We start from the raw sequence: 13,058 nt of genomic DNA, 5'->3' as shown, positions 1-13,058 counted from the left end.
GCCTGGACAGCGAGTTGTCTGGGCTGCATCCTCAGCCAAGGGATTCGGCTAGATTTCGTATCCCTTCGAATAGTTCATCATAGGTGAGAATTTTTAGGTCCCTGAAGGAGGAGCGGTAAAGTTCAAATGACCTGCGCTGGTTTTCGTTAGTGCATTCTTCTGTCAAGTTACCGATGACTATTACGCTCATAGGGTGCGTCGCTCGAAGGCCCGGAGTTTCAAAAGTTAACCCCGGTAGGTTGGAAACCAGGCTATGTCGGTACTCCAAAACCTGAACGGTTGATCCTGCTAGTTCCCCGGATGGCGCGTAGACGTTACCCCTGTATCTTTGCGAGCCGAGAAGCTTCGTCTTTGGTGTCTTGATTTCAACTAGGGCGACATTCCCGCCATGCTGAGCAAGGAAGTCCAGCACATTGCCGCCTGTGTTATCGACCGACTTTCCTCCAACGTAGCACTTGCTGCGAAGGTTGTAGGCTTTGCCTTCGAGAGTCAGACAGAACGCCTCCGGATGATCGATGAATAGCTGCTGCCAGTATTCTTCGCTTCCGTTCTCTCGGCTTTCTTCCCAGATTTCGACAAGGTTGGTTAAGCGGTTTGACGCTGATTTCTTAGGTGTTTCCGGGCCTCCAGTATTACGGCGCGATTGGGTCAGTTGTGATTCTGGTTGAGTGAGGGCATTTTTTACCCTCGCTAGATGCGCATCGCGCATCTTGGTAAGGACTTCAACGGAGTATGTCTCGGGCTCCATGTCGACGTGTTCGTGATGGGTTGGGCAAAGGACGATAATGTTGTTCAGACTGTAAACTTCGGAGATGGGCTTGGTGCTGGAATAGCGCTGACTGCCTGGTGCCACGGATGAGATGTGGGCAAGCTCTAGAAGCGGCACTCCGTCGTCGAGAGCGGGCGTATGGCAACCAGGGAAGGCACACCTACCTCCGGTGAGCCCGAACGCAGCTTTGATGACTGAAGTACGTATAGCTCCACGGGAATTATCCACCGGTCAATCCTGCCGCAGCGTGGGGATCGATGCTGGCGCTTCTTGCCGATTGACTCCACGCCTGGCGCGCACGAAGCGCGAAGGAGGACTCTGGTGATGGCGCCCGGTCCAGGTGCTCGCACTGCCCCGCAGCTTGGCTGACCCGCTGGACATGCCCTATCGCAGGTCTATCGCGATCAGCGCGCAACAACGACAAAGAGCGGGACCCAGTGAGACTGGATCCCGCTCTCCATGCTTGGCATCTGCGCTGGTCAACCGCATCATCGTGCTGGTTGAAGCGAGGTGCCCCCGGCAGGATTCGAACCTGCGCACACGGCTCCGGAGGCCGTTGCTCTATCCCCTGAGCTACGGGGGCGTATCGGCGCGGCTTGCGCGGCGACGTGTAGAACCCTACCAGCTCCGAACGGCTCCCCATGAACAGGTATTTCCGCACTCCATGGCTGTGGGGGCCGCCGCATCCGCACCCTGCGTCCCAGGGGTCACCCTCGGCTTCGCCGCCTGTTCCGTCGGGCGCTACCCCGCACGGGGCGGAAGTGGGGAAAACCCGGACGCGGCGGCGGGCGCGGACCTACTCTCGAGTTGTGTCAGGCGTGTCAGGCCGCGTGCTTGTTGTGGACGACAACAAGGTCATCCGGCAGCTGATCAGGGTCAACCTCGAGCTGGAGGGCTTCGAGGTCGTGACCGCGGCCGATGGTGCCGAATGCCTGGATGTGGTGAACCAGGTCAGACCCGATGTCGTCACGCTCGACGTGGTGATGCCCCGCCTCGACGGGCTGCGTACCGCCGCTCGGCTGCGCTCCGATCCGAGGACCCGGCATCTGCCCCTCGTCATCGTCAGTGCCTGCACCCAGTACGAGGTGGAGAGCGGGCTTGAGGTCGGGGTGGACGCCTTCCTTGCCAAGCCCTTTGAACCCTCCGAACTGCTGGGAATCGTACGGCAGTTGATGGAGAGTGGTAGTGGCGGGGGTGCGCTCAGTGGTGAGCGTGGAGCCGCCGGTGCCGCCGGAGAAGCCGAGCGCGCCGGTCGCCCCGGCGGCTGAGCCTCACCCTTGACCCCCGTGGCTGCCTCCGGCTCCCCCCACCGTCCACATCCCGGACCATCGGGGAAACCAGGTCGCGTCCCCACCCCCCTCCTCCCATACGCTTGACCCGTGACCCCCGTCGAGCTCTCCCGCACCGTGCTGCGCGCCATGCGTCGTGCCGTCGATGACGGCGAGCTCAGCGGCCTCGGCGAGCTGAGTGATCTCGGCGAGCTCGGCGGTGGCGAGAGGGCTGGCGCTGGCCGTACCCCCTGGCGGGTCGTCGTCGAGCGGCCTCGGCCCGGTGGGTGTGGGGACTACGCCACCAACGTCGCCCTGCAGGTCGCCCGCGCCGCCGGGCGGTCGCCCCGGCAGGTGGCCGAAGTGCTCTCCCCGCGACTCGCCGGGGAGCCCGGCATCGCGGCCATCGACATCACGGGGCCCGGTTTCCTCAACATCACCCTGGACCGCGGCACCGACACCGCCAGCCACCTCGGGAGCAGCGGCAGTGCCGCCCTCGTGCGTGACGTACTGGAGCGCGGCGCCCGTTACGGGCACGTTGGCCCCGAGACCGCGGACGCCCCCCGCGCGCCCCTCGCACTCCACACCCTCCGCTTCCCGCGCGAGCCCCGCGCCGCCGTCCTCGCCGACTCCCTCCGCCGCATCCTCCGCTCCCAGGGCACCCTCGTCCGCCTCACCTGCGACGAAGCCCCGGACCCCCGCTGGGCGGCAGCCGGCCTCGACGTACACGTCGACAGCTACGGGACCCCACCAGAGGACGCGGACGCGGACGCAGACGCAGACGCAGACGTGGACGTGGACGTGGACGTGGACGTGGAGATCATCCGGCCCGTCCCCGTCCCCGTCCCAGCCGCCGCCCCCGACCCCCTCCTCCCCCTCGGCCCCGACGCCGCCCGCTGGGCCCTGCTGTACCCCGCTGCCCACGACCGGCCCCGCATCAGCGACGAGCACCTGGTCCAGCGCGCGAGCAACCCCCTCTTCCGGGTGCGGTACGCCTACTCCCGCACCCGCGCCCTCACCCGCAACGCCGCAGCCCTCGGTTTCACCAGCGCCCCCGGTGACGTAGCCGGCCTCGCCGGCCCCATACCCCCGACCGGTCGGCCCCTCCTCGACGCCCTGGCCGACCACCCCCGCATCCTCGCCGCAGCCGCCCGTCATCGTGCGCCCGACCGGCTTGCCCGGCATCTCGTCGTCGTCGCTGATGCCTTCCTCGCCTTTCAGCCCGCCGTTCTTCCGCTCGGTGACGAGAAACCCTCGGCCGCCCACCGTGCCCGGCTCGCCCTCGCCGAAGCCGCCGGGACGGTGCTCGCAGGCGGCCTGTCCCTGCTCGGCATCAGCGCCCCCGAGTACTTGTGACACGTGAAGAAGCGACTGACGTGCCAGACACAACAGACGTGCCAGCCGTGACAGACACAACGCACGTCCCAGCCGTGCCACACGCCCCAGACGTGACTGACGTGCATGACGTGAACGAAGTGAGAGAGACGACCGCGACATGAGCCGTTCCGCACACCCCGCCGGGCCCCGCCACGCCGACGTACTGCCCGAAGGGCACTACACCGCCCCGGCCGACGACCTGAACTCCCTCGACCCGAAGGTCTGGGCGCAGACCGTGGGCCGCGACGCCGACGGTGTCGTCACCGTCGGCGGGATCCCGGTGACCCGGCTCGCCGAGGAGTTCGGCACCCCCGCCTACTTCCTCGACGAGGCCGACTTCCGCGCCCGCTGCCACGCCTGGCGCGGCGCCTTCGGGACCGACGCCGACGTCTTCTACGCCGGGAAGGCCTTCCTCTCGCGTGCCGTCGTCCGGTGGCTGCACGAAGAGGGGCTCAACCTCGACGTGTGCAGCGGTGGTGAGCTCGCCACCGCCCTCGCCGCCGGGATGCCCGCCGACCGCATCGCCTTCCACGGCAACAACAAGACCGAGGACGAGATCGAGCGGGCCGTCGAGGCCGGTGTCGGGCGCATCGTGCTCGACTCCTTCCAGGAGATCGTGCGCGTCGCGCACATCGCCGACCGGCTCGGCGTCCGGCAGCGCGTGCAGATCCGCGTGACCGTCGGCGTCGAGGCGCACACCCACGAGTTCATCGCCACCGCCCACGAGGACCAGAAGTTCGGCATCGCGCTCGCCGGGGGACAGGCCGCCGAGGCCGTGCGCAGGGCCCTGCAGCTCGACGGGCTCGAGCTCATCGGCGTGCACTCGCACATCGGGTCGCAGATCTTCGACATGGCCGGGTTCGAGGTCTCCGCGCGGCGCGTCGTCCAGCTGCTCGCCGAGATCCGGGACGAGCACGGCGTCGAGCTGCCCGAGATCGACCTCGGTGGCGGCCTCGGCATCGCCTACACCTCCGACGACGACCCCCGAGAGCCGCACGAGATCGCCAAGGCGCTCGGCGAGATCGTGACGCGGGAGTGCGAGGCCGCCAACCTCCGCACTCCTCGTATCTCCGTCGAGCCGGGGCGCGCCATCGTCGGGCCGACCGCCTTCACCCTGTACGAGGTCGGCACCGTCAAGCCGCTCGAAGGACTGCGTACGTACGTCTCCGTCGACGGCGGCATGTCCGACAACATTCGTACGGCTCTCTACGACGCCGAGTACAGCGTCGCGCTGGTCTCGCGGACGTCCGACGCCGAGCCGATGCTCGTCCGCGTCGTCGGCAAGCACTGCGAGAGCGGGGACATCGTCGTCAAGGACGCCTTCCTGCCCGCCGACCTGGCGCCCGGTGACCTGATCGCCGTGCCCGCGACCGGCGCGTACTGCCGTTCCATGGCGAGCAACTACAACCACGCCCTCCGGCCGCCGGTCGTCGCCGTGCGGGATGGTGAGGCGCGGGTCATCGTCCGGCGCGAGACGGAGGAAGATCTCCTGCGTCTCGACGTCGGCTGAGGAAATGGCCGTCGGCCGAGGAAATAATCGGCCGCGAGAACGCCGTCGACGGCGTCTGGCAGAGTATCGGCCAGTGAAATAGATGTCTCATCATCCGGACCGTGGACGGAAACTGCGATCCGGTGGGTGAGACTGGTCCCACTGTAGATGTATGAGAAGTGAGGTCGGATGATGCGTACGCGTCCGCTGAAGGTGGCGCTGCTGGGCTGTGGGGTTGTCGGCTCAGAGGTGGCGCGCATCATGACGACGCACGCCGACGACCTCACGGCCAGGATCGGCGCCCCGGTAGAGCTCGCCGGGGTCGCTGTCCGGCGCCCGTCGAAGGTGCGCGAGGGAATCGATCCCTCCCTCATCACCACCGACGCGACCGCCCTGGTCAAACGCGGTGACATTGATGTCGTCGTGGAGGTCATCGGCGGGATCGAGCCCGCGAAGACCCTCATCACCACCGCCTTCGCGCACGGCGCCTCCGTCGTCTCCGCCAACAAGGCGCTCATCGCGCAGGACGGCGCCGCGCTGCACGCCGCCGCCGAGGAGCACGGGCGGGATCTTTACTACGAGGCCGCCGTCGCCGGTGCCATTCCGCTGATCCGGCCGCTGCGCGAGTCCCTCGTCGGTGACAAGGTGAACCGCGTTCTCGGGATCGTGAACGGCACGACCAACTTCATCCTCGACGCCATGGACACCACCGGTGCCGGCTATCAGGAAGCCCTCGACGAGGCCACCGCCCTCGGGTATGCCGAGGCCGACCCGACCGCCGACGTCGAAGGCTTCGACGCCGCGGCCAAGGCCGCGATCCTCGCCGGCATCGCCTTCCACACGCGCGTGCGTCTCGACGACGTCTACCGCGAGGGAATGAGCGAGGTGACGGCCGCCGACTTCGCGTCCGCGAAGCGCATGGGCTGCACCATCAAGCTGCTCGCCATCTGTGAGCGGGCCGCCGACGGCGGGTCCGTCACCGCGCGCGTGCACCCCGCGATGATTCCGCTCAGCCATCCGCTGGCGTCGGTCCGCGAGGCGTACAACGCCGTCTTCGTCGAGGCGGAGGCCGCGGGCCAGCTCATGTTCTACGGTCCCGGTGCGGGCGGCGCCCCCACCGCGTCGGCCGTTCTCGGCGACCTCGTCGCCGTCTGCCGGAACAAGCTCGGCGAAGCCACCGGGCCCGGCGAATCCGCGTACACCCAGCTGCCCGTGAGCTCCATGGGCGAGGTCGTCACGCGCTATCACATCAGCCTCGACGTAGCCGACAAGCCGGGTGTTCTCGCCCAGGTCGCGACGGTCTTCGCCGAGCACGGCGTATCGATCGATACGGTCCGTCAGACGGGCAAGGACGGCGAGGCCTCTCTCGTCGTCGTCACCCACCGCGCGCCCGACGCCGCCCTCACCGGCACCGTCGAGGCACTGCGGAATCTCGACACCGTGCGTGGTGTCGCCAGCATCATGCGGGTTGAAGGGGAGTAGTCAGCAATGACCCACCAATGGCGCGGAATCATCGAGGAGTACCGGGATCGTCTCCCCGTCTCCGCCACGACTCCGGTCGTGACGCTCCGCGAGGGCGGCACGCCGCTCGTCCCCGCGCAGGTGCTCTCCGAGCGCACGGGCTGCGAGGTCCATCTCAAGGTCGAGGGTGCCAACCCGACCGGGTCCTTCAAGGACCGCGGCATGACGATGGCGATCACGAAGGCCAAGGAGGAGGGCGCCAAGGCCGTCATCTGCGCCTCCACCGGCAATACGTCGGCCTCGGCCGCCGCCTATGCCGTACGCGCCGGGATGGTCTGCGCGGTCCTCGTGCCGCAGGGCAAGATCGCGCTCGGCAAGATGGGCCAGGCGCTCGTCTACGGCTCGAAGATCCTCCAGGTCGACGGCAACTTCGACGACTGCCTGAACCTGGCCCGCGCCCTCTCCGAGAACTACCCGGTGGCGCTGGTCAATTCGGTCAACCCGTTCCGCATCGAGGGCCAGAAGACCGGCGCCTTCGAGATCGTCGACGCGCTCGGTGACGCCCCCGACATCCACGTGCTCCCGGTGGGCAACGCGGGCAACATCACGGCCTATTGGAAGGGCTACAAGGAGTACGCTGCCGACAAGGTCTCGACGCGCACTCCTCGTATGTGGGGCTTCCAGGCTTCCGGTTCCGCGCCCATCGTGCGCGGCGAGATCGTCAAGGACCCGTCGACCATCGCCACCGCGATTCGCATCGGCAACCCCGCGTCGTGGCAGTACGCCCTCGACGCGCGCGACGAGTCGGACGGCTTCATCGACGAGGTGACGGACCGTGAGATCCTGCGCGCCTACAAGCTGTTGGCCTCCCAGGAGGGTGTCTTCGTCGAGCCGGCGTCGGCGGCTTCCGTCGCCGGTCTGCTGAAGGCGGCCGAGCAGGGCAAGGTCGACAAGGGGCAGAAGATCGTCTGCACCGTCACCGGAAACGGTCTCAAGGACCCGGACTGGGCCGTCGCGGGCGCACCGCAGCCGGTCACGGTCCCCGTCGACTCGGCCGCCGCGGCCGAGCGGCTGGGTCTGGCCTAGCCGGACTGGCCGGGTCCGGCCTGGTGGAACTCCGCCGGATCTGGCATAACCGTCCCGGTCGGGGATAACCGCTACCGGACGGCGGGCATAACCGCCTGGAAAACCCGCAACTCCGCATAGGGGGTGCACAGGGGGCTTACGACACGCATCGTGCGCCTCCTGTGCGCCCTATGTCGCCACAGAACCTTCCTTCGATAGGCTGTACCGAACCCGCCCCGCCGCATATGCCGCGGTGCTGCCGCAGAGCGGCCTTCGGGTAGTGCCTCATCACGTGGCAAGTCCTCAAAAGATCGCAGCTCAAGGAGAGTCATCGAGCGATGGCCGGTCCCGCGTTCCGCGCCGCCGCCGTCCGGGTGCGCGTCCCCGCCACCAGCGCCAACCTCGGCCCGGGCTTCGACGCCCTCGGCCTGTCGCTGGGTCTGTACGACGACGTCGTCGTGCGGGTGGCCGACACCGGACTGAACATCGACATCGCAGGTGAGGGCAGCGAGACGCTCCCGCGCGACGAGTCGCATCTGCTGGTCCGTTCCCTGCGCACCGCTTTCGACCTGCTCGGCGGACAGCCGCGCGGGCTTGAAATCGTCTGTGCCAACCGCATTCCGCACGGCCGGGGCCTCGGCTCCTCGTCCGCCGCCATCTGCGCGGGCATCGTCGCCGCGCGCGCCGTGACGATAGGCGGTGACGCCCGGCTCGACGACAACGCCCTGCTCGAGCTCGCCACCGAGATCGAGGGCCACCCCGACAACGTCGCCGCCTGTCTGCTCGGCGGCTTCACGCTCTCCTGGATGGACGGGGGAGCGGCGCGGGCGATCAGGATGGAGCCCGCTGATTCCATCGTTCCGGTGGTTTTCGTACCGGGAAAGCCCGTCCTCACCGAGACCGCGCGCGGACTGCTCCCGCGCACCGTCCCGCATGTCGACGCGGCCGCCAACGCGGGCCGGGCCGCACTGCTCGTCGAGGCCCTGACCAGGCGCCCCGAGCTGCTGCTCCCCGCGACCGAGGACCGGCTCCACCAGGAGTACCGCGCACCCGCCATGCCCGAGAGCGCCGCATTGGTGGAACGCCTGCGCGCGGACGGTGTCCCGGCGATGATCTCCGGCGCGGGACCCACGGTCCTCGCGCTGGCCGACGAGAGTGCGGCGGACAAGGTCGCACGCCTCGCGGGAGAGGGCTGGGCGGCCAACCGTCTGGCACTCGACGCGACCGGCGCGAGCGTGCTGCCGCTTGCGCCTTGAACAGCTGGTAGCCGGATGAGAGAGGGGGAATGTTTGTTGGATCCGGTAGTGTTAACCTCAAGTCTGCACCCGACCCCACCATGGCGAGGTGCTTTGTGTCCCCGTCCGGGACATCCATCCTTCCGGGAGCCTCCCAAACTGCTCTGTGCCCCGCACTGAGCGGTGCCGAGCACGCTCCGGAACCGGCGTGACCGAGCCGAGTGACACCGCACCTCAGTGGCACCGCACCGGGAATCGTCATCACCAGTGAATTCTTCCGCCGCGCGTTGGCGGACCACCGCCCCGGCACGGTCCACACACCAAAGGACCTCCGGACAGCACAACCGGTCGCCGAGCCAGACAGGCCGACGTCCGCTCCAGGGAAGGACCCTTCGTGAGCGACACCACCGATCTGATGGGCGTGACTGCCGACACGCCCGCCACGGACGCCTCTGCGGCGCCTGCCACCGGTGCTTCGGCCGGGTCCCGGCGGCGCCGCGGCACCGGCCTCGATGGCATGGTGCTGGCGGAACTGCAGCAGGTCGCATCCGGCCTCGGTATCAAGGGCACCGCGCGGATGCGCAAGAGCCAGCTGATCGAGGTCATCAAGGAGGCGCAGGGCGGCGGGGGCGCCCCCGCGAAGGCTGCCACGCCCTCCGCTTCGTCGGCCGAGACCGAGACGAAGCCCAAGCGCCGCGCGACCTCGAAGGCCCGGACGGGTGAGGACACCGCAGCAAGCTCGACCGGTACGGACAAGGCCGCCAAGGCGAGCAAGGCCGACAAGGCCGAGCAGCCGGCGAGCGCCAAGGCCGAAGAGGCCGCCCAGCAGCAGATCGACATCCCGGGTCAGCCCGCGGGTGCCGACAAGGGCGAGCGCCGCGGCCGTCGCCGTGCCACCGCCGACGCGGGCAGCCCGGAGACGGTCACCGCCGAGGCCAAGAGCGAGCCGAAGAGCGACGCCAAGAACGACAAGAACGACGCCAGGACGGACGCGTCGTCCGAGGCCAAGGGCGACGGCTCCGGTGACAACAGCGCCGACGGCCGTCGTGAGCGCCGTGACCGCCAGGGCCGTGGCCGCGACCGCGACCGCCGTGGCAACAAGGGCGACGAGCAGCAGGGCGGCAACCGCCAGCAGGGCGGAGGCCGTCAGGACCGCCAGGAGCGGGGCGACCGTCAGGACCGCGGCGACCGCCAGCAGCGGGACCAGCGCGACAACGGCCCGCAGGACGACTTCGACGACGAGGCGGGTGGCCGTCGCGGCCGCCGCGGCCGTTACCGCGACCGCCGTGGCCGTCGTGGCCGCGACGAGTTCGGCGGCGCCAACGAGCCGCAGGTCGCCGACGACGACGTGCTGATCCCCGTCGCGGGCATCCTCGACATCCTCGACAACTACGCGTTCATCCGTACGTCGGGCTACCTCCCCGGCCCGAACGACGTGTACGTGTCGCTGGCCCAGGTCCGCAAGAACGGTCTGCGCAAGGGTGACCACGTCACCGGCGCCGTCCGCCAGCCCAAGGACGGCGAGCGCCGCGAGAAGTTCAACGCGCTCGTCCGCCTCGACTCGGCGAACGGCATGGCGGCCGAATCCGGGCGCGGGCGACCGGAGTTCAACAAGCTGACGCCCCTTTACCCGCAGGACCGGCTCCGTCTGGAGACCGACCCGGGCGTCCTCACGACCCGCATCATCGACCTCGTCGCGCCGATCGGTAAGGGCCAGCGAGGCCTGATCGTGGCCCCGCCGAAGACCGGCAAGACCATGATCCTGCAGGCGGTCGCGAACGCGATCACCGTCAACAGCCCCGAGTGCCACCTGATGGTCGTCCTGGTCGACGAGCGTCCGGAAGAGGTCACCGACATGCAGCGGTCGGTGAAGGGCGAGGTCATCTCCTCGACCTTCGACCGTCCGGCCGAGGACCACACCACGGTCGCCGAGCTGGCCATCGAGCGCGCCAAGCGTCTCGTCGAGCTGGGTCACGACGTGGTCGTGCTCCTCGACTCGATCACCCGTCTGGGCCGTGCGTACAACCTGGCGGCCCCGGCCTCCGGCCGCATCCTGTCCGGTGGTGTCGACTCGACCGCGCTCTACCCGCCGAAGCGCTTCTTCGGTGCGGCGCGCAACATCGAGGACGGCGGCTCGCTGACCATCCTGGCCACCGCGCTCGTCGACACCGGCTCGCGCATGGACGAGGTGATCTTCGAGGAGTTCAAGGGCACCGGCAACATGGAGCTCAAGCTCGACCGGAAGCTCTCCGACAAGCGCATCTTCCCGGCGGTGGACGTCGACGCGTCCTCCACCCGCAAGGAAGAGATCCTGCTGAACGCCGAAGAGCTCGCGATCGTCTGGAAGCTGCGCCGGGTGCTGCACGCGCTCGACTCGCAGCAGGCCATCGAGCTGCTTCTCGACAAGATGAAGCAGACGAAGTCGAACGCAGAGTTCCTCATGCAGATCGCGAAGACGACCCCGACGCCGGGCAACGGCAACGACTAGTCACCGCGCCGCAAAGGGCCGCCCCCGTCATCCGACGGGGGCGGCCCTTTGCGTGGACGGGGGCGTGAAGGGGGCGGTGAATGACCTTGGCCACACACCTAAGAGATTCTTACGGTCACGGGCAGTAGCCCAATGGCGGTAAAAACCGCAGGTGAGAAGCTAGAAGAGCGGGGAAGGAGTGCACGAAGTGTCACGAGCGCGCGCCGGGGCGCTCACAAAGCGTCGTGCAACCCTTCTTTCGGTTTCCACGTCTGACAAGTGACGACAAACCGCGCCTGACCCTGAAAGCAGGGGGTACCCGACCCCAGACGAGGACCGAGGAGCACATGAGCGACGAGAGCGCACCTGCGGCGGATACGGCACCGAAACGCTCCCGGGGCGGTGGCGGTCGGCGTCGCAAGCCGCGCGAAAAGCGCAGCAAGGTCCTCGTCGTCACCGCGTGGACCGCCGCGTCGGTGGTCGTCCTGGGCGGTGCCGGTCTCGGCTTCGTGTACTTCAAGCTCAACGGCAACATCAAGGGCGTCGACATCAACGCTGCCCTCGGCACGGACCGTCCCGAGGACGTCGACAACGGCTCGCAGGACATCCTCGTCCTCGGCTCCGACTCCCGCTCCGGCGACAACGCCAAGTACGGCAAGGACGAGGGCGCCGCCCGCTCGGACACGGCGATGATCGTGCACGTGAACAAGGGCCACAAGTCGGCCAGCGTCGTCTCCATACCCCGCGACACCCTCATATCCCGCCCCGAGTGCAAGACGGACGACGGCGAGACGGACCCGGGCGGCCAGCGGCAGATGTTCAACACGGCGTACGAGGTCGGCGGCCCCGCCTGCGCCGTCAAGACCGTGGAGAAGATGTCCGGCATCCGGATGGACCACTACGTGGAAGTGGACTTCACGGGCTTCAAGAAGCTCATCAACACCCTCGGCGGCGTCGAGATCACCACCAAGAAGGCGATCAACGACAAGGACAGCCACCTCAACCTCAAGGCAGGCACGCACCAGCTCACCGGCGAGCAGGCCCTGGGCCTGGTCCGCACCCGGCACGCCGTCGGCGACGGCAGCGACCTCGGCCGCATCCAGCTCCAGCAGGCCTTCATCAAGGCCCTGATCAACCAGGTCAAGGACGTCGGCGTCTTCAGCAACCCGAAGAAGCTCTACGACCTGGCGAACGATGCCACCAGCGCCATCACCACCGACTCCGACCTGAACGACGTCAAGAGCCTGGCGGGCTTCGCGGGCGGCCTCAAGGGCATCGGCGCGGGCGACATGAAGATGGTCACGCTGCCCATCCAGTACGACCCGGCGGACCCCAACCGCGTCCTGCCCCTGGAGAAGGCCGACCAGCAGGTCTGGGACGCGCTCAAGGCCGACAAGCCCATCCCCAAGTCCGCCACGGAGAAGTCCGCGGGCGACAAGGGTGACGCGCGCGACGTCGTGACCAGCGGCTGAGGCCGTTCTCGGTCCCGCCGGGAATAGAACGGGACCCACCCCGGTTTGGGCAGATGCGACCAGTCCTGGCAGACTGGTTCGTCGGCCCCGGTTCACGTACGAGCAATCCGCGCGTACGACCCGGCGCCCTCCCGAAACTAGGAGACACCTTGAAGCGCGACATCCACCCCGAGTACTTCGAGACCCAGGTCAGCTGCACCTGTGGCGCGGAGTTCACCACCCGCAGCACGATCGCCAGCGGCACCGTCCGTGCCGAGGTCTGCTCCGAGTGCCACCCGTTCTACACGGGCAAGCAGAAGATCCTCGACACCGGTGGCCGTGTGGCCCGCTTCGAGGCCCGCTTCGGCAAGGCTGCAGCCAACAAGTAGCGAGCCACTGCGCCGGTCTTCGGCCGCCCCCGGGAGGGAGCGGTTGGGACCGGCGCTTTGCCGTCTGACGCAGCAGCCACCTTCGCG

10 protein-coding genes and 1 tRNA gene are annotated in these 13,058 nt (G+C 68.2%); 9 read left to right on the top strand and 2 right to left on the bottom strand.

Annotated elements, in window-relative coordinates; all coding sequences use genetic code 11:
- Positions 1–31: 31 nt before the first annotated feature.
- Together OG302_RS14400 and OG302_RS14395 are read right to left on the bottom strand one after the other, a co-directional pair.
- Entirely contained in the window at positions 32–997 is a 966-nt protein-coding gene (locus OG302_RS14400; protein WP_371527156.1) for a Shedu anti-phage system protein SduA domain-containing protein, read from the bottom strand.
- Positions 998–1,280: 283 nt separating this feature from the next.
- A tRNA-Arg gene (locus tag OG302_RS14395) sits at positions 1,281–1,352 on the bottom strand.
- Positions 1,353–1,530: 178 nt separating this feature from the next.
- Here OG302_RS14395 and OG302_RS14390 point away from each other — a divergent pair.
- From OG302_RS14390 to rpmE, 9 genes are all read left to right on the top strand, one after another.
- Positions 1,531–2,037, top strand: a complete 507-nt coding sequence (locus OG302_RS14390; protein ID WP_371527155.1) for a response regulator — start codon at positions 1,531–1,533, stop codon at positions 2,035–2,037.
- Positions 2,038–2,148: 111 nt separating this feature from the next.
- A complete protein-coding gene (gene nrtL / locus OG302_RS14385; RefSeq protein ID WP_371527154.1) occupies positions 2,149–3,393 on the top strand; it encodes an ArgS-related anticodon-binding protein NrtL in 1,245 nt (414 codons plus the stop codon).
- A gap of 139 nt (positions 3,394–3,532) precedes the next feature.
- A complete protein-coding gene (lysA, locus tag OG302_RS14380; RefSeq protein WP_371527153.1) occupies positions 3,533–4,924 on the top strand; it encodes a diaminopimelate decarboxylase in 1,392 nt (463 codons plus the stop codon).
- Between the two features lie 168 nt (positions 4,925–5,092).
- Positions 5,093–6,385: a homoserine dehydrogenase gene (locus tag OG302_RS14375; protein ID WP_371527152.1), complete on the top strand. Its 1,293-nt coding sequence runs from the start codon at positions 5,093–5,095 to the stop codon at positions 6,383–6,385.
- Positions 6,386–6,391: 6 nt separating this feature from the next.
- On the top strand, positions 6,392–7,450 hold the full coding sequence (gene thrC, locus OG302_RS14370; RefSeq protein ID WP_371527151.1) for a threonine synthase: 1,059 nt from the start codon (positions 6,392–6,394) through the stop codon (positions 7,448–7,450).
- A gap of 317 nt (positions 7,451–7,767) precedes the next feature.
- The gene (thrB, locus tag OG302_RS14365) at positions 7,768–8,685 is read left to right on the top strand and encodes a homoserine kinase (RefSeq protein WP_351163864.1); all 918 of its coding nucleotides are present in this window, start codon (positions 7,768–7,770) and stop codon (positions 8,683–8,685) included.
- Positions 8,686–9,058: 373 nt separating this feature from the next.
- Positions 9,059–11,152 carry a transcription termination factor Rho gene (gene rho, locus OG302_RS14360; protein WP_371527150.1) on the top strand — a complete coding sequence of 698 codons (2,094 nt, stop codon included), beginning with the start codon at positions 9,059–9,061 and terminating at the stop codon, positions 11,150–11,152.
- A gap of 326 nt (positions 11,153–11,478) precedes the next feature.
- On the top strand, positions 11,479–12,603 hold the full coding sequence (locus OG302_RS14355) for an LCP family protein (RefSeq protein ID WP_371527149.1): 1,125 nt from the start codon (positions 11,479–11,481) through the stop codon (positions 12,601–12,603).
- A gap of 149 nt (positions 12,604–12,752) precedes the next feature.
- On the top strand, positions 12,753–12,971 hold the full coding sequence (rpmE, locus tag OG302_RS14350) for a 50S ribosomal protein L31 (protein ID WP_361833600.1): 219 nt from the start codon (positions 12,753–12,755) through the stop codon (positions 12,969–12,971).
- The last annotated feature ends 87 nt before the right edge of the window (positions 12,972–13,058 follow it).

The organism is Streptomyces sp. NBC_01283, from assembly GCF_041435335.1.
Taxonomy (GTDB): Bacteria; Actinomycetota; Actinomycetes; order Streptomycetales; family Streptomycetaceae; genus Streptomyces.
The sequence above is the reverse complement of the archived record's forward strand: the minus strand, read 5'-3'. Positions and strand labels throughout refer to the sequence as shown.

What these genes read in the sequence shown, in the direction of transcription:
- lysA (WP_371527153.1), top strand. Translation starts at nt 3,533, where the DNA reads ATGAGCCGTTCCGCACACCCCGCCGGGCCCCGCCACGCCGACGTACTG.
- OG302_RS14375 (WP_371527152.1), top strand. Translation starts at nt 5,093, where the DNA reads ATGATGCGTACGCGTCCGCTGAAGGTGGCGCTGCTGGGCTGTGGGGTT.
- thrC (WP_371527151.1), top strand. Translation starts at nt 6,392, where the DNA reads ATGACCCACCAATGGCGCGGAATCATCGAGGAGTACCGGGATCGTCTC.
- thrB (WP_351163864.1), top strand. Translation starts at nt 7,768, where the DNA reads ATGGCCGGTCCCGCGTTCCGCGCCGCCGCCGTCCGGGTGCGCGTCCCC.
- OG302_RS14355 (WP_371527149.1), top strand. Translation starts at nt 11,479, where the DNA reads ATGAGCGACGAGAGCGCACCTGCGGCGGATACGGCACCGAAACGCTCC.